18 protein-coding genes and 1 pseudogene are annotated in these 24,166 nt (G+C 65.0%); 15 read left to right on the plus strand and 4 right to left on the minus strand.

The genetic code is table 11. From position 1 onward, the window contains the following. Positions 1–45: 45 nt before the first annotated feature. From ACV7NL_RS06415 to qatD, 9 genes are all read left to right on the plus strand, one after another. Positions 46–873, plus strand: coding sequence for a 3'-5' exonuclease (locus ACV7NL_RS06415; protein WP_244473812.1), 828 nt, complete (start codon positions 46–48; stop codon positions 871–873). Positions 874–1,803: 930 nt separating this feature from the next. Then, the gene (locus ACV7NL_RS06420; RefSeq protein WP_156630146.1) at positions 1,804–2,178 is read left to right on the plus strand and encodes a hypothetical protein; all 375 of its coding nucleotides are present in this window, start codon (positions 1,804–1,806) and stop codon (positions 2,176–2,178) included. After that, positions 2,175–4,280 carry a DDE-type integrase/transposase/recombinase gene (locus tag ACV7NL_RS06425; RefSeq protein WP_082483815.1) on the plus strand — a complete coding sequence of 702 codons (2,106 nt, stop codon included), beginning with the start codon at positions 2,175–2,177 and terminating at the stop codon, positions 4,278–4,280. Before ACV7NL_RS06420 ends, ACV7NL_RS06425 begins: the two co-directional genes overlap by 4 nt. Positions 4,281–4,288: 8 nt before the next feature. Next, complete coding sequence (locus ACV7NL_RS06430) at positions 4,289–5,368, plus strand: ATP-binding protein (RefSeq protein WP_156630148.1); 1,080 nt, start codon at positions 4,289–4,291, stop codon at positions 5,366–5,368. Between the two features lie 15 nt (positions 5,369–5,383). After that, positions 5,384–7,318, plus strand: a complete 1,935-nt coding sequence (locus ACV7NL_RS06435; RefSeq protein WP_156630150.1) for a TniQ family protein — start codon at positions 5,384–5,386, stop codon at positions 7,316–7,318. A 557-nt stretch (positions 7,319–7,875) separates the two neighbouring features. After that, positions 7,876–9,744, plus strand: coding sequence for a KAP family P-loop NTPase fold protein (locus tag ACV7NL_RS06440; RefSeq protein WP_056172929.1), 1,869 nt, complete (start codon positions 7,876–7,878; stop codon positions 9,742–9,744). A gap of 212 nt (positions 9,745–9,956) precedes the next feature. Then, positions 9,957–10,634 (plus strand): Qat anti-phage system associated protein QatB, encoded by a 678-nt coding sequence (qatB, locus tag ACV7NL_RS06445; RefSeq protein ID WP_156630152.1) that lies wholly within the window; start codon positions 9,957–9,959, stop codon positions 10,632–10,634. Beyond that, the gene (qatC, locus tag ACV7NL_RS06450) at positions 10,631–11,935 is read left to right on the plus strand and encodes a Qat anti-phage system QueC-like protein QatC (RefSeq protein ID WP_056267033.1); all 1,305 of its coding nucleotides are present in this window, start codon (positions 10,631–10,633) and stop codon (positions 11,933–11,935) included. Before qatB ends, qatC begins: the two co-directional genes overlap by 4 nt. Next, entirely contained in the window at positions 11,932–12,657 is a 726-nt protein-coding gene (gene qatD, locus ACV7NL_RS06455) for a Qat anti-phage system TatD family nuclease QatD (protein WP_056172938.1), read from the plus strand. The genes qatC and qatD overlap by 4 nt, the downstream gene beginning before the upstream one ends. Positions 12,658–12,882: 225 nt before the next feature. Here the strand turns inward: qatD and ACV7NL_RS06460 are convergent. The 3 genes and pseudogenes from ACV7NL_RS06460 to ACV7NL_RS06470 form a co-directional block, all read right to left on the minus strand. After that, positions 12,883–13,341, minus strand: a pseudogene (locus ACV7NL_RS06460) (terminase large subunit domain-containing protein); the annotation flags it as partial. Beyond that, positions 13,262–14,026 (minus strand): hypothetical protein, encoded by a 765-nt coding sequence (locus ACV7NL_RS06465; RefSeq protein ID WP_463355213.1) that lies wholly within the window; start codon positions 14,024–14,026, stop codon positions 13,262–13,264. The pseudogene ACV7NL_RS06460 and the gene ACV7NL_RS06465, both read right to left, overlap by 80 nt. A 533-nt stretch (positions 14,027–14,559) precedes the next feature. Next, positions 14,560–15,618, minus strand: coding sequence for a hypothetical protein (locus ACV7NL_RS06470; RefSeq protein ID WP_463355214.1), 1,059 nt, complete (start codon positions 15,616–15,618; stop codon positions 14,560–14,562). A gap of 462 nt (positions 15,619–16,080) precedes the next feature. On the opposite strand from ACV7NL_RS06470, the gene ACV7NL_RS06475 reads away from it, so the two are divergent. From ACV7NL_RS06475 to ACV7NL_RS06500, 6 genes are all read left to right on the plus strand, one after another. Continuing rightward, on the plus strand, positions 16,081–16,761 hold the full coding sequence (locus ACV7NL_RS06475; RefSeq protein WP_056179906.1) for a cysteine hydrolase family protein: 681 nt from the start codon (positions 16,081–16,083) through the stop codon (positions 16,759–16,761). Positions 16,762–16,832: 71 nt separating this feature from the next. Beyond that, positions 16,833–17,846 carry an isopenicillin N synthase family dioxygenase gene (locus ACV7NL_RS06480; RefSeq protein WP_247637459.1) on the plus strand — a complete coding sequence of 338 codons (1,014 nt, stop codon included), beginning with the start codon at positions 16,833–16,835 and terminating at the stop codon, positions 17,844–17,846. 143 nt (positions 17,847–17,989) lie between these two features. Next, a complete protein-coding gene (locus tag ACV7NL_RS06485) occupies positions 17,990–19,075 on the plus strand; it encodes a BMP family ABC transporter substrate-binding protein (RefSeq protein ID WP_463355215.1) in 1,086 nt (361 codons plus the stop codon). After that, positions 19,072–20,652 carry an ABC transporter ATP-binding protein gene (locus ACV7NL_RS06490; protein ID WP_463355216.1) on the plus strand — a complete coding sequence of 527 codons (1,581 nt, stop codon included), beginning with the start codon at positions 19,072–19,074 and terminating at the stop codon, positions 20,650–20,652. The genes ACV7NL_RS06485 and ACV7NL_RS06490 overlap by 4 nt, the downstream gene beginning before the upstream one ends. Continuing rightward, on the plus strand, positions 20,645–21,805 hold the full coding sequence (locus ACV7NL_RS06495; RefSeq protein WP_463355217.1) for an ABC transporter permease: 1,161 nt from the start codon (positions 20,645–20,647) through the stop codon (positions 21,803–21,805). The genes ACV7NL_RS06490 and ACV7NL_RS06495 overlap by 8 nt, the downstream gene beginning before the upstream one ends. Then, positions 21,798–22,733: an ABC transporter permease gene (locus tag ACV7NL_RS06500; RefSeq protein ID WP_056178617.1), complete on the plus strand. Its 936-nt coding sequence runs from the start codon at positions 21,798–21,800 to the stop codon at positions 22,731–22,733. Before ACV7NL_RS06495 ends, ACV7NL_RS06500 begins: the two co-directional genes overlap by 8 nt. Before the next feature lie 18 nt (positions 22,734–22,751). Here the strand turns inward: ACV7NL_RS06500 and ACV7NL_RS06505 are convergent, their stop codons facing one another. Next, positions 22,752–23,876 carry a glycosyltransferase family 61 protein gene (locus tag ACV7NL_RS06505; protein ID WP_463355218.1) on the minus strand — a complete coding sequence of 375 codons (1,125 nt, stop codon included), beginning with the start codon at positions 23,874–23,876 and terminating at the stop codon, positions 22,752–22,754. Between the last annotated feature and the right edge of the window lie 290 nt (positions 23,877–24,166).

Below are 24,166 nucleotides of genomic sequence, written 5' to 3' on the forward strand. Positions count from 1 at the left end.
GGCCCTAAGTCTCGTCCCGGCGACAACGCCGCCCCGCATGACGCCTTGCTGGCGCTCGACATCGAAACCGTCGTCGACACCGAGCTGCTGCCCGCCGATTGGGGAGAGAAATTCCCCAAGACCGCGTGGCACAAGATCGTGGCGATCAGCGTTGTCGAAGCCGGTATCCATCGGGATCCATCTAATGGCACCGAGGAATTCCATATTCGCTCCTGCCGCAGCGGTGGTGAGGCGGGCTGGAGCGAGGAGCGCTTGCTCCGCGCATTCTGGAAACATTTCGAGGCTGGTCGTTTCAGGGTCGTGACGTGGAACGGCCAGGGATTCGACATCCCGACGCTCCTCCTGCGTTCCATGCGCCACGGCATCGCCACGCCCGCCTGGTACCGTAGGGGCACTCGCTGGGCCGGCTACGGTTATCGGTACGCCGTCGATTGGCATGCCGACGTTATGCAGTCCATGGCCGACTTCGGCGCGTCGTCCAAGCTCACGCTGGACGAAGGGGCGGCCGTTATCGGGCTGCCAGGAAAACTCGGTGAGCACGGTTCCCGCGTGGCCGAGTTGGTGGAGGCCGGCGAAATTGGGCGTGTCCGCAACTATTGCGAAACCGACACCCTGAACCTGGTCGTACTGTACTTCCGCTGGAGCTATCTCACCGGCCGTATTAGCGCAGAGGCCCATGACCGCGCCGTCTCCGACCTGATATCCTACTTAGCAAAGGAGGGGCTAGTTCGACCTCATTTTGCTCGGTTCCTCGACGCCTGGACCCTCGCGTCCAAGGATTGCCCTGCCTTCGTTGGAAGTACTGCTCGGCGAAGGTGTATGGCCGACACTATCGGCATGCTCAAAAGCGGAACGGACGCTACCTGCGATTAAGACAACTGAAAGAGTCCTGGATTGCAATTCCAATGGCCGATAGACTAGAAATTCCGTAATTTATAAACTGAAAAAATATCATTCACGCATACCGCGTCTCAATAATCAGTCTCCGGAAAAGTCTAGCGAGGATGTCGATGTCCTTGAGGCTACATAGATACCTGTCGTGCTGCCGGTTGTATATTGTAAGGGATAGTAGATTTAAATACTTAATCAAATTCTCTCAGGAAATCCAAATCATGAAGTCTGAGCGGCGATTTCCTGCCTTGACCGCACCATATGTTTAGGAGAGCTGCTTTTTAAGGAAGCTATTTGTTAGCACTGAGCCCAACCAGCGCCGGGGGTAAGCGCCTGATGCCCTTATCGAGCGGCTTAGCGCACCAGATCTAAACTCTTTTGGATTAATCCTCGGTACACGTTCGATTGTCCTGCCATCGCCGTGGTGGTGAGCGGGTTGGGCCCCTTTACTCTACCGTCAGGACCGAATGGCCGATGCATCCAATTGTACTAATTCCCGTGAACGCAACGCTTCGGTTCGATGAGAAGGATTACTCGGTTGTGAGCTTCGATGCGGCCGGTTTGGTTCTCAGATCCCATGATGTCGCGCCGGCCATGCTTCGGCTATCCCACGAAGAGACGCTCGCTGCCTACAATATGCGAAGGCTGCTCGTCAGCACCCCATTCGCTGTCCAGCAGCGTGAGCCTACGGTCATATCCCAGGCTCCGAGTGCTTCCCACTCTTGCCCTCATTGCTATCAGCAGGCGGGTTAATCAATGGAACACCCGCATCTCAGCAGCACTGATAAGCCGGAAAGCCCGAGGCGACGCATCTCTATCGCGTCTTTGCTCGGTCCCCGCCGCGGACGCAGGTTGGTGACGCCGTCGGGAGTTGGTGTTCGCGGCCTTTTCCCTTCCTCAAAGAACGGGCGAATGATCGAGTTCGAGTCGCTGGGCGAACGGAACGCCGCCGCGTTACTCGAAGAAAGGCGTGAGATACTAGCCTACCTAGAGCAGCCGCCTGCCGAGCGATGGTTCGATGGAGAGCGGATACGTCGGTACACGGCCGACTTCAGCGTTATTACCGTCTACGGAAGGGTGTTGCTTGAAATAAAGCCGGCCGACATTGCCCGCCGGCCGAAGATCAGAACACGTCACCGTCTCATCAAAGCGAATTTAGCGGCACGCGGCATACCCTTCGTCGTCTGGACCGAACGGCACGTAGCTCGGCCACATCGCGCCATTGCCATGCTCCTGGCCGCCGCGCGACGCGGCACCCGATCCGAATGTAGGGAGGTTCGTCCATGAAAATACCCTTCCCAAACTTGCAACTGAACGTTCGCGTCGAACTCTACGGCGTCTCTTACGTGTTCATGGCACGCGAGGATGCGGGCTACGTATTTCGCAGCTCAGTGGATGGCGAAACTAGGACGGTCGGCGCGGCTGAACTGCAAAACGCCTTCTTCAAGCGCGCTTTTAAGATACCGCCTCAGATCCATCCGGGCCTTCCGAAAGGTGTCCGTGAGCGGATCCGCTATGACCTAAACGAACTCCCTGATCCTCAGCAGGACGAAGCGATCCGTCGATGGCAGTATTGCAGGGCTCTCGACCGCCTTGCCGACTTGAGGCTCAAGGCCGGCAACCGTAAGGGCCGACGGCTCTTCGGAAGGTCCGATAGAAAATACGACCAAGCCGCCCGGATCGTCGCTATGGTGCTCCGTCGCTGGGGTGTCAGAGATGAGCACAACCCAGGAGGGTCCACCCTACGTGACTGGTTCCGACGCTGGGAAAGGTCTGGCAAGAAGCCCTCGGCGCTCGTCCGACTCGACCATCTAAAAGGTCGTAAGCCGACTAGGCACGTCCCTGCCGTCATGAAGATCGTTTTTGATTGCGTGCGAGACTTTTACTTAGTCCGGGACAGCACCTGCAGCGTGCCCACTCTTCATACTCACGTGCTCGACCTAATCGATGCGCACAATAAAAAGTTCGGCACGAACGACGTAGCGCCGACTGTGGCCCAGCTTTACCGCATCATCGACCAGGAATTCGATGAAGCTGAGAAATGCTATCTGCGAGAGGGCGCCAAAGTCGCGCGAGAGAGGTTTTCGCCGAAGCGTAGGCGAAAGTCGCCTAAGAAGTTGATGGAAATCGTGGAGATTGACCATGCCCTCCTCGACATCATCGCTGTTCGGGAGCGGACCGGCATCCCGCTTGAGTCGGAGGATGATGCTCCCGAGCTGAAGAAGGGGATTGCCGGACGTGTCTGGGTCACGGTCGCAATATGCCAGGCCTCCCGCTGCGTGGTAGGTCGGTCTCTCTCACTCGATCCACCGTCTTATGTCTCAGTGATGCGCTGTCTCCGCAATATGCTGTCACAGAAGGCGGACGTGCAATTGGGAGAGCTTACGGTCGCCAACCCATGCTTCGGCCTTCCCAAGGTTGTGCATGTCGACAACGGCAAAGACTTCCACAGTCTGAGTCTGAAGGTTGCCGCCGCCTCGTTGAATTTTGAAGTGAGGCATATGGGACGCCACCGCCCGTGGGAGCGCGGACGAGTTGAGCGATTCTTCCGCGAAGTACAACAGGACTTCGCGGCGCAGCCGGGAAGAACCTTTTCAAGTACCGTCGATAGAGGTGACTACGACTCCGAGGGTAACGCCACGCTTACATTCCCTGTGATCGAGAACATGTTCGACAAGTGGGTGGCTGGCATCCATCACCACCGCCCCCACAGGGGCCTCTTTTGGCGGACGCCGGCCGAGGTCTGGGACGAGCTCGCTCAATTCGGCGTCGGCATACCACCCGACGTGAAGGATATCGAGGTTTTAACAAGGAAGGTCCTCCACAAGCCAGTCAAGGATAGTGGCATCGAGTACCTCGGGTTGTTCTGGCATTCAGATGAGCTTGCCGGGTTACATCGTAAATATGGAACTGGGAGGAAGTTCCCTGTCATGATTGACCCCCTGAACCTGCTTACGGTGGAGGTGATCGAAGAGACGGAGACGGAGACAGAGACGAAGGTTATCCGTCACGTGGCGGAGATCGACGACAAGGATCTCGTTCAAGGCATTGACCTCGACATGTGGGAGCGTGTCCGCAATCGCGGCCGTGAACGCACTCCGGAGGGCGAGCGCCTGCGGCGCGAGACTATGTTCGAGGCTCGTAAGGAGCTGATGCGGGTCGCACGAGAAAACGACCTCGCCGGCGAGAAGCTCACTAAGGGTGAGGCTAAGTTCGCCGAGCGGGCGGCTAAGGAGGAGGCCCAGGTCCGAAAGGCGGCCAGGCTTGCGGAGGAACAAGCCGGTGTCCCGCCGGCAGCGACGATGGCGCCTAAGAAGCCGACGGCGGTCCTTCAATCTTCGCCCATCGCCACGGCTTCGGTGGCCGTGCGCTCGACAAAGTATGCGTGAGGGGCTCCATGACGGATCAGAAAATCGACTGGAACGAAGCCGGTAAGGCAGCCGAGCTCGATGCTTTCATGGTTGCGGTTGGACACATCCACGTTCCCACCACGAACTTTGATCAAGGCGTGAGGGAACTAGAATGGCTTCGGCGGCGTGCCCGGCGGGGGGAGGGGTCGTGTCTTGTAGTGGGGGGACGGTCCGGATCCGGCAAGAGCTGGCTGCTTGAGCGTAACCTCCTCGCATCGGAGTTCACACAGGATTATGGGCCGCTCGTTGACCCGCTTCCGGTGATCTCAATCGATGCACCATCGCCAGGCCACACAAAGGCGCTTGCTGCCAGGCTGCTCGAAAAGGTGCTCGGCTATGCCGTCCCGGCACGGGATTCGGAGCCCATGCTGCTTGATCGCTTCACGAAGATCGGGATTGCGAGGGGGCTGAAGGTCATCAAAATTGACGAGTTCCAGCATGTTGTGAACAGCTTCGTCAGGGTAAACCAAAGCCGGAACGAGGACAAAGAGAAAATCGCGTCGGAGAATATTAAGACACAAATTAACAAGGCGCCTTTCCAATGGATCATCGCCGGCGAACCTTCAGTAATGAGTTTCTTCCACCGTTGGGAGCAATTCGAAGGCCGCGGGCGGAAACTTGCAATGCAGCCGTTCGCATGGCCCACGGATAAGGACGAACTCGCAGCGTTCCTAGATAAATACGACGAGGAGCTGTCGGGTATCCATTTTGGCCGGAAAAGCGGACTGGCCGAAATGGCTCCACGTTTCCAACTGGCGACAGGCGGCTTCTACGGTCAGATGGTCCGTCGTCTCCTGAAGGACGCGGCTGAGATGGCATTCATGGCCGGCGACCCCGACATCAGTGAGGCACTATCGGTAACCTACGAGCGCTGGAAGCGTCTCGGCGATAGAGAAAATCCGTTCTTGATGAAGATGCCCGAGGTGGCGAGCAGGCTTTGTACACCTCCTACATCCTTGCCGGTCCCTACGGTTCCTCAAGCGGAGATCCTCCAGGCAGCGGTCGCGCAGCCGAAGATGAGCGGGCGAGGGAAGGGCCAGACGCGGGAACCATCGTTCGCAAAATGAGCGGAGTGAGATTGCTTGGGCAAGGACATCCACATCGCCCGTTTGCCGCTGCGGGTGCCCTTTCGATCCGGGGAGCCGGCCTACGCCTTGTTCGGGCGGATGGCCGATCGCCTCAGCGCTACGTCGCGGATGGCCTTTGCGGGGGAGCTCGGCCTGAGTCATCGAGCATTGCTCGACGGGAAGCTTGTCGAGACCGTCGCAGTCCTCGCAGGGCAGGTGCTGAGCGAGGTCAGTGCCGCTACGTTCGTCTTAGCTGACGGACAGGTCTCGCTGCGCGGTCGCGTGCTCGACCGGAACCACTGGTCGTGCCTGCGTCCGCGCGTCTGCGTCGATTGCCTGCGGGAGGACCTTTCGGAAGGAGGCTCGGCGGGAACCGTTTGGCACCGAACATGGTGGGACGTGCTCCCCCTGCGTCGATGCCATATCCATGGGGGAGTGTTGGTTTCCGGAGGGATCGAGGCCGTCCGGGCTGCACGCACCACTCAGGGCTTTCCCGCCGAGGTCACGCCGCGGACGCGGACGGCTGGCGAGGATTATATCCTGGGACGTTTAGGCCTTTCACCCTCCCGCCCGCTGGACTTGCTCGACCAACTTCCGATCTCTCGTGCAGTGGAGATTCTCGAAGTTGTTGGAGCGGCTGCCGACGGGCGTCGCTGGGGCCAACGTGAGATCTGCCGGGTGGACAAGGCCGACTTGCTTTCATTCGGCTTTGGACCGTTCGCCGGTGGCGTTGCGTCGTTCCTCGCCCACCTAGATGATTTGGTCCGGAACGCGCCCGCCGTGCGAGACCACCTGCTCCCGAACGCCGTATATGGCCGTCTCTACACGATGCTGTCCTCCGAGGAGATCGATCCGGCCTTCGACGAGATCCGTGGGCTCGTCCGAGAACATGCGCTCGCAAACCTTCCGATCCCGCAGGGGCAGTCGATCCTCGGCTCCGCCGTTCGGCGCCAAAACATCTACACCCTCGCACAGGCAGCCGAGCGCTTGGCGGTTGAAAAGCCACTTGCCGGCCGGCTGCTTTGGTCCGCGGGTGCACGGCCGCGCCATGTCGCAGGCCAATTACCACTATTTTCCAGCTCCGAGGTCGAAAGTGCAGCCGACTTGGCCGCGGCAACTGTTTGGGGCCGAGACGCCCGCAAAATCCTCGGGCTGCCTCCGGCTGCGTTCGCCTCAATCGTGAAGGCCGGTTGCCTGCCCAAGGCATTGGACGGACAGGCCACGGGTGCCAGGGAGGACCGGTTCCGGAAGGCTGACATCCTACGCCTGCGCGAGATGGTCATGGGAGGCTTGCGGACCATGGTTCGTCCTCACGCCGGTTCCGCGCCGCTCCCGTCGGCCGTTCGCTCAGCGATGTCCTCGACGGGCGAAATCATCGCCGCGATTTTGGATGGTGCTCTCATTCCTACAGGCAGGCTAAGCGGGGGCGAGGGATTGTCGGCGGTGCTGGTCGACACGGCAGACGTCCTCGCGCTGCATAATTGCCTCGACCACGATCTCATGCCCTGGAGAGATATCGTCGGCGAACTCGGTAGCCGTTCGGCGGCGGATACCCTCGTGCGTTCCGGCCATTTAACAGTGTCGGTCGTGCCGGCGGGGTTCAGAAACAGAAGGCGTCGCGTCGTACCGCGTCGCGAATGGGCACGTTTCGAAGCCGCCTATATCTCAGCGGCCGAAATGGCTCGGTCGCGCGGAACATCGGCGAGTGCCATCGTTCGTGCCCTGGAAAAATCTGGGGTACAGCCGTCCATCGCCTGCCCAGACGGGAGGTTGTTTTACGCCAGAGCTCCATTCATACTAGGATATTCAAACAAGGGCGACGCACGTCCGAGCAGCCGAAGGTCTTGTACGGTTCGTACCCGTCCCGGCCGTGGGCGACAGCAGACAGTTCCCCAATCATCGCGTAATTGCCATATGCTGACGCAAGATAATCATAAGAAGTCAGGTTAATCGGAGGTGCCTGATGGCTATTGATCAGGCTTTGACGTATGGCTCCAGCATCTTAAGTTGCGCCCGGCGAAGTGCCGCCTGAACGCCGTCTACCTAATTCTACTCAGATGTAGCGTCTTGCCGGTATTGCGCTGCGCTGATTAAAGGCTCTGTCCTTGCCTATCATAGCCTAGGCCGGTGCAAAACGCATGTCTGGGCACTTGTTGGGCTATAGCTTAAAATCGCTATTTTGCTCCCAGGGAGATAATTCGTCTGAGAAGCAACGTTCCAATACTCAGAGACTTAGAAAATTCGATTTCCATATGCAAAGATTTGGCAAGAGCAGCGGTCCGTTCCTAGCTTGTCATGCCTCATAATATCGTAGCAAATAAAAGCGCTGATGTAATCTTCCCTGGCGGAGTTCCGGATACCCTACGTTTAGCTACCTGAATTCGGTGGCAAAAGCCGAGTGTCCTGGCCCAATTAGGTGAACAAGCGGGGGGTAAACAGCTACGGGCGCTTGCTCGTCTTGACGGAACTTTCCATAATCATCTGCAACTCAAGATTGGCAGAGCGTTATGTGGTCAGACGTCGAGACCGACCAGGATTTTCTAAATTTCCGGGTCATGGCCAACCTCGCGGGGCAGATGATCCTCGACGCTGGAGGGAAACCGCTTAGCATCGGCATCTCGGGCGGCTGGGGCGTTGGCAAGTCCTCTATGGTCAAGTTGATCGCCTCCGACCTCGAAGGTAGGTCGTCGAAGAAACTCGTATTCCTTACTTTTAACGCCTGGCTCTACCAGGGGCACGACGACGCTAAGGCGGCGTTGATGGAGGAGATTGCGCGGACGCTCCTTAAGCACGCCGAAGGCAATAAGGATGTCGTAGGCCGCATCAAGGAACTTGGATCGCGGATCGATTTCTTCAGAGTGGCAAGGTACGGTGCGGAGGCGGCAGCGACCTACGCTTCGGGCGGTGTTCCCTTCGGCGCATTCACCAAGGGATTGGAGAGCCTCTGGGAGCATCTCACAGATGGAGAAATATCCAAGCAGGATCTCGGCGAGGCCAAGGATTTCGCCAAGGAGCACAAGGACGAAGCCAAGGCCCTGATCAAGCCCAAGAAGGCTCCCGAGACGCCCCCTCAGGCGATCCATGCCTTCCGCGAGCACTTCAAGAAGGCATTGGAGGAGCTCGACGTCACGCTTGTGGTGTTCGTCGACGACCTCGACCGATGTTTGCCGTCGACGGTCATCGGTACGCTCGAAGCCATGAGGCTATTCCTGTTCATGGACAGGACCGCATTCGTCATCGCGGCCGACGACAAGATGATCAAAGAGGCGGTTCGCATCCACTTCAAGGAAGCGCGCCTCGACGATGACCTGGTCGTCAGCTATTTTGATAAACTCATCCAGGTTCCGCTTCGCGTTCCGCCGCTCGGCATCAACGAGGTCCGCGCTTACCTTCTCCTCCTATTAACCGAGAACGCCGAACTCGACGCCGATCCGAAGCGTCGAGTCAGGGAGGCTGTGAACGATAGGCTGGCGGCGAGCTGGAAAGGGCTTTCGGTCGATGCCGCGTTCGTCGCCGAGCAAATTGAGGGGTGCTCCACTACCCTGAAGTCGGAATTCGCCTTAGCGGATCGTCTCGCTAAGCAGATGGCCACGTCTCGCAAGATCGCGGGCAACCCTCGCCTTATCAAGCGGTTCCTCAACACGCTTTCCATTCGGCGAAAGTTGGCGGCGGCGCAGAGCATCCCGGTCGACGGCGCCGTACTGGCTAAGATTTTGCTGTTTGAGCGCTGCGCGGCGCCTGCCTCATTCGAGTTCCTCGTTCAATCGGTCACGCAGGCGGTCGATGGTAAGTCGGAGAACCTGCGCATGGCGGAGCGCGTCGTGCGGGGTGGCGGCGATCTACCCGAGGACAAGGACGCATGGTCGGCAGATCGCACTTTCGTGATGGACTGGCTCAAGCTCGACCCGCCGTTGTCCGGAGTGGACCTCCGCGGCGCTATCCATGTCGGCCGTGAGAGCCTCCCCATCATTTCGGCAGACGATCGGGTTTCGAAAGAGGCGCAGGACATCCTGGCGGAGGCAGTCTCGCTGAGGCTGAAGCCAACGGCAGATTTACGCGCTCGCTTCACGAGGCTCATCCCGGACGAGAAGTCGTTCCTCGTGGGCAAGCTCATGGAACGGGCGGCCTCGGAGGCCGAGTGGGGGACCCCCGACATTCTATGGGGCCTCGCGATGGTGGCGGAAGCCGACCTCGATGCCGCCAAGCGCCTCGTCGTCTTCCTATCGAACCTCGACAGCGCCGCGCTCCGACCGCCCATAGTGCCGCGCATCCGCGACACGACCTGGGGAGGCGAAGTGGTCACCGAATGGCGCGGCCGCAGCGACATGCCAGACCAGATGAAAAGGATCTTGGCACCTAGGAAGGTGAAGGTCTGATGGGAACCTCGAAATCGAGCACGGGACCGGGGAAGGGTGTCGGCCTAGTCCCTCCTTGGCTCGACACGCCGCCCGGCGTGCCCCCATCAGCCGTCCCATCTGGTTCGGTCGCGCCCAGCGGTGGCCCGAGCCCACAGGCGCCATCTCTTCCGGTACCGGGGACGCCGCCCCTGCTTTCGCAGCCTTCGGTGCCGCCACCGCCAGGTACGGCGGTGCCTAAGCGCTTCCAAGAGGCGCGGCGCGGAGTCGGCGCATACGTTTCGTCAGGCGACAAGGAAAGGCTGAGGGCCGGGCTCGGCAGCTACGTCGGCAAGGGCTACCGCGGCGGGCGCACCGCCTCCGCGCGGATGGGACAAGCGGCGACTTCGGCCGGACGCGCCTACGATGTCTTGAGCGGACTTGCAGACGGCAGTGTCACGCAGCAGGACCTCGGCTTCGACCCCGCCACCGTCGCCGGGGCTCCCATGGACGACGTCATCGACGCCCTCGTCGATGTGATCTGCCGGAACGATACGACGCTGGACGACGCCGCGGGCCGTGAGGCGGTCAATGAGGCGCTCAGTGAGGTACTGGCTGAAAATCCCGGTACCGACCCACTCGCGATGCCGGTCGAGCACACGCAGGAGGTCTGGCTTCGAACTGTGGCCTACCACGTGTTCGAGGACATCATGCTCGACTTGGGGGCTGGCCTTCAGCGTGGGGCTTTCGGCGACGCCAAGGTCTTCAACGACCGCCGCTATGAGATCCGCGACTTCGTGCGCGAGAGCTTCCGCGAGCAGTACGGGCAGTTGACGGCGGCAGGACGCAACGTCGACCGCAGCAACGCTGCTGCCATTGCGAAGGAGGTCACCTCCCTGGTCTTCGACGTCTACGAAGGATGGATGGAATGAGGGTCGCTGTCCTACCCAACCGCGTCGGGTCCGCAGGCCTACGCGTCAACGCGCGTCTCGCTCTTTTCGAGGGTGCCCCCGCCGGTCTCGACGGCAGCGTCGGGACGGGACTCATCCGGGAGACCCACAAGGCGCTGGGCCGGTCGCCCGTCGCGGCGGCATGGGACCTGGCGGCGGTAGCGCTCGCCGTCATCGGTGCCGATAGGTACGTCAACCGCGCCGCCGTAAGTGAGGATGGTTGGACCAGGCAAATCGAACTCACGGTCTCGGTCACGGACCCAGCGCGCTGGATGGCGATGTTGCCGACGGTGAGGGATACGCTGGGCTTCCTCACCGGGGACGTGTGGTCCCTGGCCTTCCTGCCGGATGGCGTGCAGCCGCGCCCGCCCGCCCACACCGTCGGCAACCGGCCGGAGACGTGCGTGTCGCTGCTCTCCGGTGGCCTCGACAGCCTCATCGGGGCCATCGACTTGGCCGCCAGCGGCGAGAGGCCGATCTTCGTCAGCAATCGCGTCAAGGGCGACTGCCGCAAGCAAGCGGATTTCGCCGAAGCCGTCGGAGCCCGCCAGCATGTCCTATCTCTGAACCACAACGCGCGCGTGAGGCACACTGCACCCGAGATCTCGCAACGTCCCCGCTCGCTCGCCTTTCTGGCGTTTGGCGTCCTCGCTGCCACCACGCTGGATAGGTACCTAGCAGGGGAGGTCGTCGATCTCGTCGTCCCCGAGAACGGCTTCATCAGCCTCAACGTCCCACTGACGCACCTGCGTTCGGGGAGCCTGAGCACACGCACCACCCATCCCCGGTTCCTCGCCGGCCTGCAGGCCGTCATCGACGGGCTTGGGTTAAGGGTGAGGCTGGTCAATCCCTATCGGCACAAGACCAAGGGCGAGATGATGCTGGAATGTTCCGACCAAGCGCTGATCTCGCGTCTGGCGCCAAGCTCAATGAGTTGCGGCCGCGGCGGCCGCATCAACGGGCATTGCGGCCAGTGCCTCCCGTGCCTGGTACGTCGGTCCGCGTTCCTAAGGCATGGCGGGACGCTGGCTGCGGATACGACGATGCCCCCTTACAGGCATCCAGGTCTGGGTGGCGCGTTCACGGACCTGGCCTTCAGCCGGTACGACGATGTTATGCAGTGCCTTGGCGCCATCGACACATTGGACCGCCGCGGCGCCCGCCGCTGGATTGGGTCGGCCATTCCGGCGTCGACCGTCCCCGAGGCGGAGGCTTGCCGTCAGGTCGCCATCCGGGGCTTACTTGAGATCAAGGCCTTCATGCTCGCCGCGGGCCTTCTGTGATTGATTTCCACTGCCATCTCGATCTCTACCCGGAGCCGGCGAAGGTGGTCGCAGAGGTGGCGAAGAGGGGCATGTACGTCCTTGCCGTCACGACCACACCGAGAGCCTTCGAAGGCAATTTGCGCTTCGTTGGATCGAATCGGCGCATCCGGGTGGCGGTCGGGCTGCACCCCGAGCTCGTTGGGGAGAGGCATGCAGAGGTTGGGCTGGTTTGCGCTGCCTTGTTGCGCACACGCTACGTTGGCGAGGTCGGCCTTGACGGCTCCCCGCAGCACTGGGGAACGTTCGCAACCCAGCGAAATGTGTTGCGGACCATCTTCAAGGCCTGCTGCGACCAGGGGGGGCGGGTCATCAGCCTTCATTCAAGAATGGCGGTCCAAGCAGTCCTCGACGAGATCGAGCAGGCCGGCCCCATCGGGACGCCGGTCATGCACTGGTTCGGTGGAACACCGGACGAAATGGTCCGGGCATCGGGTCTCGGATGCTGGTTCAGCGTCGGTCCCGCAATGTTGAATTCCAAGAAGGGGCGCCTCCTTGCTGCCGGCATGCCTCGCGACCGTGTCTTGCCTGAAACAGACGGGCCATTCGGGCAATCACGCGGCAAACCTCTCACGCCCTGGGACTGCGAACTCGTCATTCCGATTCTCGCGGATCTCTGGGACATGCCGCTCTCGGCAGTGGAAGCCCTCATGAGTGATAACCTGCGCCGCTTGGTGATTTGATCCCAGCGCACTGGAACGAGCAGCTCCAAGGTCTTCGACATAGGTTTTCGCGGCGGTTTCAACGAAGCCGGCATGGTCCGCGGTGAGCCGCATTCCTTTGGGGGTGCGCAAAATTGCGGTAGATTTATCGCGGAGATCTATGGTGTTTGCTTTGATTGCGGTAAGCTATTTCCGAAATTGCGGCGGTTTACCCCATCTTCTGCGGTAAATTATTACAGCCCCTACAGCGTAGCGCCACTTGGCGATCTCGTCGGACCAGGCCGCCCCGAATTGCGGCCCGCGCAGGGAATCCGGCTCCTCGGCCGAGAAGACGAGGCCGACCGCGCCGTTGTCCCATTCGAGGCGTCGGCGCGAGGGCGACCAGCGCGGCCGCCGACCGGTGAGGCCGAGGAGGCCGGAGGGCCCGTCCACCATCACGTCGCGCACATCCGCGAAGGTCTCGCCGATCAGGGCGATGCGCCCCACCGGCCGCCGGGTGAAGGCCGGGTCGCCGAGCGCCAGGGCCCGGACCCACTCGGCACCGGTGCGGGTCTTGCCCGCCCCGCGGCCGCCGATCACCGCCCAGGTGGTCCAATGATCGAGGCCGGGGCAGGGCGGCAGCTGGTCATCCCGCGCCGTCAGCAGCCAGTCCGTCGCCAGCGCCCGGATCAGGGGCGGCGGCAGGCTCTCCAGCAGGGCCGGCATCCGCCCGCTCGCCGCAGAGCGCCGCAGCGCGCCGCGCGATCTCCGCGCGCAGGGCGGGCAGATCGCCGTCCGGCCCGTCGCGGGCGGCCGCCTCGTCGTCGCCGGAGCCTGCTCCATCGCTTCCTCCCGCCGTGTCGTCGATGGTCTCGTCGAGCAGGCGCTTCAGGCCGCCGAGGTCCCGCAGCACGCGAGCGCTGTCGAAGGCCCGGTCGCCAGCGGAGGCCTGCGGGCCCGCCACCCCGTTCAGCGCGGCATCGAAGAGCAGGATCTGCCGGGCGATCTGGGCGCGGAGCGCCGCCCGCATCCGGCGGGGATCGGCCTCCCGCCCCAGGGCACGCCCGACCTCGCCGGGCCGGCGCCCCTCCAGGCCGCATTGCGCGAACAGGGCCTCGGCCCGGTGCCGGGCCGTGCCGAGCGCCAGCGCGAGGTCGCCGATGTCGATCCAATCCTCGCGGTAGAGCCGCGCCACCGCCGCCCGCCGTTCCGGCTTCCACCGCTCGGGCGTGAAGGCCGTGGAGGCCGTCGCCGCGGTCGGGCGCCAGCCGTAGCGCTTGTTCCAGGTCCGGATGGTGGTGACCCGCACGCCCGTCTCGGCCGCGATGGCGGTGACGGGACGCGCGGTGTCCCGCATGGCCGCCGCGACGGCATCCCGGATCGACGCGACGATCGGCTCGAGCTTTGCCACCGCCGCCTCCCCGTCATTCACACTTCTGGAGCGTAGGCTCTTGATACCCCAGGAGCGTCGCGCTGTCAAACATAAAGTCCTAATTTCGGACTTTATTCTGGAACGGCTGAGCGCAGATCGGCCTCCGGTGCTGGGTCTCGGTGGGCGCAGCGAACCGCTCCTCGTACCCGCCCGATCGAACCACGCGGCTTCACGCACGCACAGGTCCCGTCTGTCGGACGGCAGGCCTCTTGGAAAAGAGGCGCGATCGTAGAGGGGGACACGCCGTCATTCCGGGGCGCCGAAGGCGAGCCCGGCCCCGAAGGGGGGCGCCATCGGCGTGCAATCCAGAGCCGCCGACGGCGTTATGTTTTGTGCCGCCGATCGTTCAAAGCTTTGCATCACCTGTGTTTCTGGGTCCCGGGTTCCGCTGCGCGGCCCCGGGATGACGGTGAGCCTTACAAGACTGTTCGGCGTGCAAACTGGCGCCTGCGGGCGGCTTTGCCTTTCAGGAGAGGGGGCCGGATGGGCCGCCCCGCCGACGCGGCCTCGCGTTACGGCGCCTTCTTGGTCCCCATGCAGGTCGACAGGTCGGTGAAGGCCTGCTGCATCGGGCCGAGGGCGAAGGGCACCGCGATGCCGTTCGCCTGGATCACGAGGCTCTTGCCGGTGGTGAGCCGCGTCACCGCTTCGACGGTGTTGGGGACATCGATCGAGACGGTCCGAGCGGTGTCGATCTTGGCGGCGAAGTCGGTAGCCCCGGCCCCATCCACCGTCCAGGCGCCCGTGACGGCACTGCCCTTCGGGAAGGGGAACTTCGCCGAGGTGGCGATGAGGCCGAGGCTCGGCCCGACCGCCACAAGGGCGAGGCCCGCAGGCTCGTTCAGCGCCATGCAGCCGGTGAAATCGGCGCCTTCGCCGATGGTGGTGATCTCATAGCGCCCGGCCGACGCGAGGGCTGCCGGTGCGGGGGCTGCGGGGGCCGGGGCAGGGGCCGGCGGGGCTGCCATGGGGGCCGCGGCCACGGCGGCTCCGCCCTTGGGAGCTTCAATCTTGGGAGCCTCAATCTTGGGAGCCTCGGCCTTGGGAGTCTCAGCCTTCGCGATCTCGGCCTTGGCGGCGTTGCAGCGCCGGAGGGACTCGTAGCCCTCCGCAAATCCGCCGATCTCGAAATCGGCGTTGCCGTTGTCGAACTTCAGGATGATGGTCTGGGCCGCCATCAGCCTGGGGACGATGCTCGTCGGGAAGGTGGCGGTGAGGGATTGCCCGTCGCCGACCCAGCGCGCCTTGGCGTCGTAGCGGGTCTTGTCGAGGAAGAACGGCACCTTCACGCTCTCCTGCTTGTCCCACGTCCAGTTCTCATAGACGAGGCCCAGCGCCGCTTCCGTCTCACCCAGGGCGAAGATGATGCCGTTGACGGCGTTGCCGTCGTCCTTGTCCTGGTAGGTGTGGCTCATCAGGCAGGCATGCGGGCTGGTGTCGCCGATCGTGCGCTCGATCTCCCAGCCCTTCACCATCTCGAAGGGCTGCCGCTCGGCCGCGAGGGACGGACCCGCGCCGAGGATGACGACGAGGGTCGCGACGCGCGATCCTCCGAGACGGCCACAACGCATGGTGTTTCTCCAAGTCCGAAAACGCGCGCGACCGGACGATCGCAAACGTGCAGGGGCCGCGAAACCAGACTTTCCGGGAGTTTCGCGGTCTATCCTCATGACCGCGATGGGACTTACGAAGTCTTCAGGCGCGCAGGCTTTTCCGCTGAGATTCCTAACGCTTCGTTCCGGGAGGGCCGCCGATCAAAAGCCGGCGAACGTCCGTGCGCCGCACGCGGCGTCCTCCTGTTCGCCAGGCCGAGGGGGCGTGGATCGCTCGTTCGCTGCCGGAGGCCACACGCAACGAGCCGCCTGCCCAAGATCGGCCGATCTGCTCGTCCGATGGACTTACTGAAAAAGAAAAGAGCAAGTCTGATTAATTCAGTTGCAGCTTGATCGTCGCAAGATCGGCGCGGCACCGATAGTGATGACCCAGGGGGCCTCGTCCGCATGGGTGTGGGGCCGGTGGGAGTCGCGCTCGCGATGCGAAGCTATATCGATGGTCGGCCGCAGGAACTCGGCGCGGCCTTCGCGCCCTTCTTCGATCCGGCAACGACCGTGGTCGTCTCCATCGACCTGCATCGCGGTCATCTCGATGACGACCCGGCCTGCCCGTGCCCGGCGCCCCGCGCCCGGGCCATCGTACCGGCGGTCGACGCGTTTCACCGGACCGCGCGGGCGGCCGGCATCCGCGTCATCCACGTGCGCAGCAGGCTTCGCGCAGGCGGCGTCGACGATGTCAACGGCCTGAAGGCCGCTTGGCGCCTGGTCTTCCCGCTGCATGTCGGAGACATCCCCAACGCCGACGAGCATGCGATCGAGGGAACACGCTGGAACGACTTCGTCACCGAGGTCGAGGACCGGGATCTGATCGTCGAAGGCAAGAAACGTCTCTCGGCCTTCCATCCGACCGACCTGGATTTTCTGCTCCGCAACCTCGGCACGCGCACCATCGTGTTCGACGGATGCCTGGCGGATTGCTGCATCCTCAACTCGGCCTTCGACGCTTCGAACCTCGGCTACCACGTCGTCGTGGCGGCCGACCTCGTCGCCGGCACCGACGCCGCCCTGGAGGCGTCCGCCCTGCGCATCGTCGCCACGCATCTCGGCCTCGTCAGCGACGCCGCGATGATCACGCAGGCCTGGCGTTGCCGCCTGCCGTAGGTGCGCAACCTGTGCTGGCATGGGGTTTGCCTTACGGTTTCTGACCATATGGTCAAACTAAGGACCTCGCCATGACGCTTCTGCAGGTTCCCGTGATCGATCTGACGCCCTACCGTGCGGGGACGCCGGAGGGCAAAGCCGCCGTCGCCGCCGAGGTCGATCAGGCGTGCCGGGATATCGGTTTCCTGGTGGTTTCGGGCCACGGCATCCCGGAATCGCTGATCGAGACGACCTACGCGGTCTCGAAGGCGTTCTTCGAGCGTCCCCATGCCGAGAAGCTCGCCGTCGAACGGCCGGCCCCCGATCAGGTCCGGGGCTACAGCGCCGTGGGCGGGGAGGGCCTCTCCTTCAGCCTCGACGCGCCGACGCCGCCGGACATCAAGGAATCGCTCTCGATCGGCCCGGTCGACGTGCCGCCCGACGATGCCTATGCGTTCGGCGCCGCCGCCGGGCCGCACTTCGCCCCGAACATCTGGCCGAATGAACCGGCGGAGTTGCGGACGGTGTGGACGGCGTATTTCCGCGCGGTCGACCGCCTGGCGCGTGACCTGATGCGGATCTTCGCCCTCGGGCTGAAGCTCGACGAGACCCACTTCGATCCGAGCATCGACAAGAGCATCTCGATGATGCGCGCCCTGCGCTACCCGGCCCAGACCAACGCCCCGCTGCTCGATCAGCTCCGCGCCGGCGCCCATTCCGATTACGGCAGCATGACGATCCTGCGCAAGGAGATCGGCGACAGGAGCCTGCAGGTGAAGAACAAGCTCGGCGCATGGGTCGATGTGCCGGTGATTCCAGGCACCTTCATCGTGAACATCGGCGACCTGATGCAGCAATGGACCAACGACATCTGGTCATCGACGGTCCATCGGGTGGTCAACCCGAGATTCGATACGGAGGAGAACGTCGATCGTCTGTCGATCGTGTTCTTCCACCAGCCGAACTACGACGCCGAGGTGGCCTGCCTGCCGACCTGCCAGGGACCCGGCAGGCCCGCGAAATATGCGCCCGTCACCTCGGGCGCCCACCTGCGCGCGAAGTTCGTCAAGCAGACGACCTTCGGCAGGGTCGCGCGGGCAGCCTGAGATGGCGCGCCGCGCCTCCGTCGACACCGTCCGCGTCACGCCGGCGTCGTGACGCCAGCCGGCGCCCCGCCCCGTCCACCCACCACCCCTCACCGCTCTCTGCGCCCCCATCCGGCGGCGTTTCTCCTGGAGGTTTCCACGACATGACACGACCCTTCTTCAAAGCCGTCGCGGTGGCGCTGGCACTCCTGCTCCCGCTCGCGCCGGCCGTCGCGGCGCCCTTCAAGCTGAAGGCCGAACCCAAGATCGCCATGGTGATCTTCGGGCAGAAGAACGACGGTGGCTGGTCGCAGGCCGCCGACGAGGCCCGCGTGAAGATGGAAGCGGCGCTGGACATGAAGATCCCGGCCGTGGACGGGGTGAAGGAGAACGCCACGGCGATCCGTCCGGTGGTCGAGCTCTTCATCAAGCGCGGCTACAACATCATCATCGGCACCGCCTTCGGCTATTCCGACACCTTCAAGGAATTGTCCGAGAAGTATCCCGACGTCGCCTTCCTCAACCTGTCGGGCACCACCAACGGGCCGAACCTCGAATCGGTCTACGGGCGCACCTACGAGAGCCAGTATCTGTGCGGCATGGCCGCCGGCGCCGTGTCCAAGACCGGCAAGCTCGGCTTCGTCGCGGCCAATCCCTTCGGCGTCGTGAACTGGACGATCAGCGCATACGAACTCGGCGCCCGCAAGATGAACCCGAACGCCACGCTCAACGTGGTCTATACCGGCATCTGGAACGACCCGGTGAAGGAGCGCGCCGCGGCCGAGGCCCTGGTCGACCAGGGTGTCGACGTGCTCGGCCAGCACGTGGACACGCCCGCCACCCAGATCGTCGCGCAGGAGCGCGGCATCTACGGCACCGGCCACCACCGCGACATGCGGGAATTCGCCCCCAAGGCGACCATCTGCTCCTCGGTCTGGACCTGGGACAAGGCCCTGCTCCCCGAGATCAAGAAGATCATGGCCGGCACGTGGGTGCCGGCGCCCAACGGCGCCTTACTCAGCATGGCCAAGGGTGGCACCGATATCGCCTGCTGCGGGGCGGCCGTGCCCCCGGCGGCGGTCAAGGAGATCCTGGCCGAGCGCAAGGCGATCATCGAGGGCAAGCAGATCTATGCCGGCCCCCTCGAGGATCGCGACGGCAAGCTGCGGGTCCCGGCCGGACAGGTCCTGAGCGACGCGGACCTCTGGAAGATGGACTGGTACGTGAAGGGCGTGATCATCCAGAAATGACCGTTCGGCGGCCGGGCTTCGCACCCGGCCGCCATCCCGTGTCCGACGAAGCGATCAACCCCATGGACGGTGCAGCGATGGGCATGGCCCTCGAACTTCTCGGCGTCTCGAAGACCTTCGACGGCTTTCAGGCGCTCGCCAAGGCCGACTTCGCGGTGGAAACCGGCGAGGTTCACGCCCTGCTGGGCGAGAACGGCGCCGGCAAATCCACCCTCATGAACGTGGCGGCGGGCCTCTATCGGCCCGACCAGGGCCGCATCCGCGTGCGGGGCCGCGAGGTCGAGCTGAGCGGGCCGGTCGCGGCCCGGCACCTCGGCATCGGCATGGTCCACCAGCATTACAAGCTCGTCAAAGCCTTCAACGCCGTCGAGAACATCCTACTGGCGCAGGGGGCGCCCCGCTACGGCACCGGCCTCGCCGAGGTCGAGGCGGCCATCCGCGCGCAGAGCGAGGCGGTGGGCTTCGCCGTCGATCTCCGGCGGCCGGTCGGAAGCCTGTCGGTGGCCGAGCAGCAGCGCGTGGAAATCCTCAAGGTGCTGGTGGCCGGCGCCGGTATCCTCATTCTCGACGAGCCCACCGCCGTGCTCACCGACCGCGAGGCGGAGGCGCTGCTCACCACCATGCAGGCCCTGGCGCGCCAGGGTGCGGCCGTCATCCTCGTCACCCACAAGCTCGGCGAGGTGCAGCGCCATGCCGACCGCGTCACCGTGATGCGCGGCGGCCGCATCGTCGCCAGCGCCGATCCGGCGAGCCTCACGGCGGCCGAACTCACCACCCTGGTGGTCGGCGCCACCGCGAACCCCGTCCATTGCCCGGCCACCCGGATCGAAGGCCCGGTGCTCGCGGTCGAAGACCTCGCGGGCACCCGGTCGGACGGGCTGCAGACCCTGCACGGCCTGAACCTCACGATCCGCGCGGGGGAGATCTACGGCATCGCGGGCGTCGGCGGGAACGGGCAGACCGAACTCGCCGAGATCCTCATGGGGGTGCGCCGCGCCGGGGCCGGGCGCATCGCGCTCGCGGGCGACGACGTCACCGGCACCGGTCCCAAGCTGCGCCGGGCGCGGGGTCTGGCCGCGATCCCGGCGGACCGTCAGGTCTACGGCCTGGCCGGCGACCTCTCGGTCGCCGAGAACTACGCGGTGGGCGGGCTGACCTCCGGGCGCTTCGGCGGCTGGCTCCGGGTCGATCGCGCCGCGATCCGCGCCGGCACGGAAGCCGCCATCGCGGCCTTCGACATCCGGGGCGCGCGCAGCCCGCGCCAGAAGGCCAGCCTGCTCTCGGGCGGCAATGCGCAGAAGCTCGTCATCGCCCGCGAATTCGCCGGCCGGCCCCGCTTCGTCCTCGCCCACTCTCCGGCCCGCGGGCTCGACGTGCGGGCGACGGCCGATATCCACCGCCGCCTGCGCGAGGCCCGCGACGCGGGCGCGGGCGTGCTCCTGATCAGTGAGGATCTCGACGAGGTGATGCTGATGTCGGACCGGATCGGCGTCATGAGCCGGGGCCGGATCGTGGGCGAGTTCGACGCGCCCGCCGACCGGCAGGCCATCGGCGTCGCCATGGTGCACCATGCCTGAAACCCTTCCCATTCCCCTCCTGTCCCCCGCCCCCGAGCTGCCGGTGCCGGTGCCCGAATTGCCCGCGGCCAAGCTGGCGGGGCGCGGCCGCGTCACGGTCGAGATCCGGCAGCACGTCTCCGGCTGGTATCAGGGCGTCGTGCTCGCCTGCGGCCTCGTCGTCGGGATCGGGCTCGCGACCGCCATCCTGGTCGTCTCCGGCGTCGGCCTCTCGGATCTCTTCCAGGAATTCGTCGTCTCGATGGTGACCAGCCGGTCCAGCCTGGCGGCGGTGCTGGTCCAGGCGGGCCCCCTCGCCATCGTCGGGCTCGCGGCGGCCGTCGCCTTCCGCGTGCGGTTCTGGAACATCGGCATCGAGGGTCAGATGATCCTGGGCGCGATGGCGGCGACCGCCATCGCGATCCACGATGTCGGTCCGGCGCCCGCGCGGCTCGGCCTGATGATGCTGGCGGCGGCGCTGGCCGGGGCAGCCTGGGTCCTGATCCCGGCCGTCCTCAAGATCCGCATCGGGCTGAACGAGGTCATCTCGACGCTGCTGTTGAACTACGTCGCGTTCAACGGGCTGCTGCAGCTGCTGTACGGGCCCTGGCAGGACCCGGTGAGCAGCTTCCCGAATTCCAAGCAATACGACCTCGCCGAGCGTCTCGGCAGTCTCGGCTGGGGTGACCTGACCTGGGCGCTGCCGCTGGCGGGTCTCCTCACCCTGCTGTGCTGGTGGCTGCTGAACGTCAGCCGCTTCGGGTTCCTCTCCCGCGTGGCCGAAGCCAATCCGCGCCTGGGCGAGGGTCAGGGCCTGCCGATGACGCGGGTGATGCTGGCCGCCGCCCTGCTGTCGGGGGCGCTGGCGGGCCTGGCCGGCTTCAGCATCTGCGCGGGCGTCGAGTACCGGCTGACCCAGTCGTTCTTCAACGGCTACGGCTTCTCCGGCATCCTCATCGCGTTCCTGGCCCGCAACAATCCGCTCGCCACCTTCGTCACCGCGGTGCTGGTCGGCGTGCTCTACGTGGTCGGACAGAGCCTGCAGGTGTTCTACGGCATCCCCAGCGCGATGGTGCAACTCATCCAGGCGGTGATCGTCATCGGCGTCGCCGCCTCCGATTTTTTCTTGCGGCACCGGGTGCGATGGGTGCCGGGAAGGCGTCCCGATGTTTGACTTCCTCGTCAACTGGCTGGCCAACGTGCCAATCTTCGCGCTGCCCTACGCGCTCGCCGCGCTCGGCCTCATCATCACCGAGAAGGCCGGCGTGCTCTCCCTGGGGGCCGAAGGCTTCCTGCTCATCGGCGCCATGAGCGGCATCGGCGTTCTGCTCGGGGTCGGCGACTATCCGCTCCTCGCGCTGATCGTGGCGGCGCTCGCGGCGGCTCTGCTCTCGCTGGTCTATGCGCTCCTCGTGGTGACGCTGCGGGTCAACCAGGTCATCGGTGGCCTCGCCCTGGTCTTCCTGGCGCAGGGCATGACCGGCGTGATCGCCACGCGGGCGGGCTGGACCAGCCGGCCCGTGGCGGGCCTGCACAACGTTCCTCTGGGGTCGCTCGCCGAGATTCCGGTGCTGGGGCCGATCCTGTTCCAGCACGATCCCCTGGTCTTCGCCACGGTGCCCCTCGTCGCCCTCGTCGCCTATGTCCTCAACCGCACGATGTTCGGGCTGCGGCTGCGGGCCGTCGGCGACGGCCCCGACGCGGCCGATGCCGCCGGCATCGGCGTCGCCCTGACCCGGTACGGGGCCATCGCCCTCGGCTCGGCACTGGTCGGGCTCGCGGGCGGCTATCTCGCGGTCGGTGTCGCCAAGATCTGGGTCGAGGGCATGACGGGCGGGCGCGGCTGGATCGCCGTCGCCCTCGTGATCTTCGCCCGCTGGCAGCCCTGGCGGGCGCTCGGGGGCGCACTCCTGTTCGGCGGCATCGAGGCGCTGATCCCCCGCATCGCCGCCGCCGGCCTCGCCCTGCCGCAATACCTCCTCCTGATGACGCCCTACCTGGCCACCCTCGCGGTCATGATCTGGATCTGCCTGCGCCAGGACGGCCGGAGCCTGGAGCCGAGGGCCCTCGGCGTCGCCCACATGCGCGAGGAGCGTCGCTGAGCCGGCCCGAAACCCCCGTCACCGATCCCGCGGCCAGCTCAGCCAGTCGAAGGCCAGGGCGAGGTCGGCGGGATCGACCGAGAACCCGCCCCCGCCCTCCGGGTCGGGGGCGCCGATCAGGTAGCCGGTCTGATGGCCCATCACGGCGTCGAGGCCCGATTGCAGGAAGCCGAGGTCGGCCTGATTGTCGCGGGCGGCCAGGACGAGGCTGCCCGGCTCCGCGAAGATCGAGCCGTGCAGGCCCGAGCCGTACTCGCCGACCAGGATTTCGGCCGACTGGAACAGGGCGACCTGCTCGCGCAGGCCGAGGCGCTCCGGTGTCACGCGGGTGAAGCCGCGGGCCACGGCCAGGTCTTCGAACAGCTGCCGCTGCACCAGCTGCCGGGGGCTGTGGGTGAGGGCGTTGGCCGAGCGCGCCACGAACAGCTTCGTCCGGGTGCGCGAGCCGCGCCCCCGCCCGAGGGCGGCCCGGCGCAGGCCGGCGGCGGCCTCGGCGAACAGAGGCGACACCCGCGTGCCGAACCGCAGCGTCGAGGGCACCAGGAGTTCGTCGCAGGCCACGCGGTCGCGGGTCCGGTCGTAGAACCGGCACTGGCTCTCGCCGATGCCGAGGAGCGCCAGCCAGGCCCGGGCGAAGCCGGGCGTGTCGTCGGGCAGCAGGAAGCTCAGGCGCTCGACCCGGTAGCCGGCTGCCCGCAGCAGGTGGAGCTTCGGCAGGAAATCGACGAGCCAGTGGCCGTAGCCGAGATGACCGGGGCCGGCGAGCAGCACCGACCGGCCGGGGGCTTGGACGCGCCTGGCCTCGGCCTGCCGGGCGCGCGTGCCCCGGTGGTGGCGGTTGAGGTAGTCGAGGTCCGTCTGCAGGTCGAGGCTGAGGTTGAACCGGCCCTCGGTGAGGATCATGCCCTCGCCGACGATCTCGGCGTCGGGCAGCGCGTAGACCGCCGTCCCGAGCACCACGTGCTGGGCGTGATAGAGCCGCAGCAGGTCCGGTGTGACGGCGCCTGCCAGGAAGGCCGGCGGCATCAGGCGAGAGCGCTCCGCCCGGGTCACGTCGATCACCGTGCCGCGCCCGCCCTCGACGTTGCGGCGGAGATCGATCGCGTCGTCGGCCGACAGGAGGTCCGGTTCACCTACCGACATGGGCCGCTCCGTCCGCTCCGCCTGCCAAACCCGCTCCCCCGCCGGCCTGCGGCCTTGCGCCCGGGGCGCCGCACGGGGTGGACGATGCCCAGGGACCCGCCGCCGTGGCAAGCCGGACTGGGCAAGCCGGATTGGCCAAGCCGGATTCGCCAAGCCGATCCGGTCGTGCGAACCGGACTTGCGATCCGGACTTGCGAACCGGTTCCGGCCCCGGTCCATTGTCCGGGCTCCCGGGCAGCGCTTTTTCCGCTAGGATGGCGCATCGCGCGCGAAAACCCGCGCCATCAGGA

The sequence above is a fragment of the Methylobacterium sp. Ger2507 genome, from assembly GCF_055231875.1.

What these genes read in the sequence shown, in the direction of transcription:
- ACV7NL_RS06505 (WP_463355218.1), bottom strand. Translation starts at nt 23,876, where the DNA reads ATGTCGGTAGGTGAACCGGACCTCCTGTCGGCCGACGACGCGATCGAT.
- ACV7NL_RS06500 (WP_056178617.1), top strand. Translation starts at nt 21,798, where the DNA reads ATGTTTGACTTCCTCGTCAACTGGCTGGCCAACGTGCCAATCTTCGCG.
- ACV7NL_RS06470 (WP_463355214.1), bottom strand. Translation starts at nt 15,618, where the DNA reads ATGCGTTGTGGCCGTCTCGGAGGATCGCGCGTCGCGACCCTCGTCGTC.
- ACV7NL_RS06430 (WP_156630148.1), top strand. Translation starts at nt 4,289, where the DNA reads ATGACGGATCAGAAAATCGACTGGAACGAAGCCGGTAAGGCAGCCGAG.
- ACV7NL_RS06425 (WP_082483815.1), top strand. Translation starts at nt 2,175, where the DNA reads ATGAAAATACCCTTCCCAAACTTGCAACTGAACGTTCGCGTCGAACTC.
- qatC (WP_056267033.1), top strand. Translation starts at nt 10,631, where the DNA reads ATGAGGGTCGCTGTCCTACCCAACCGCGTCGGGTCCGCAGGCCTACGC.
- ACV7NL_RS06420 (WP_156630146.1), top strand. Translation starts at nt 1,804, where the DNA reads ATGATCGAGTTCGAGTCGCTGGGCGAACGGAACGCCGCCGCGTTACTC.
- ACV7NL_RS06440 (WP_056172929.1), top strand. Translation starts at nt 7,876, where the DNA reads ATGTGGTCAGACGTCGAGACCGACCAGGATTTTCTAAATTTCCGGGTC.
- ACV7NL_RS06480 (WP_247637459.1), top strand. Translation starts at nt 16,833, where the DNA reads ATGACGCTTCTGCAGGTTCCCGTGATCGATCTGACGCCCTACCGTGCG.
- ACV7NL_RS06490 (WP_463355216.1), top strand. Translation starts at nt 19,072, where the DNA reads ATGACCGTTCGGCGGCCGGGCTTCGCACCCGGCCGCCATCCCGTGTCC.
- ACV7NL_RS06495 (WP_463355217.1), top strand. Translation starts at nt 20,645, where the DNA reads ATGCCTGAAACCCTTCCCATTCCCCTCCTGTCCCCCGCCCCCGAGCTG.
- ACV7NL_RS06475 (WP_056179906.1), top strand. Translation starts at nt 16,081, where the DNA reads ATGCGAAGCTATATCGATGGTCGGCCGCAGGAACTCGGCGCGGCCTTC.
- ACV7NL_RS06485 (WP_463355215.1), top strand. Translation starts at nt 17,990, where the DNA reads ATGACACGACCCTTCTTCAAAGCCGTCGCGGTGGCGCTGGCACTCCTG.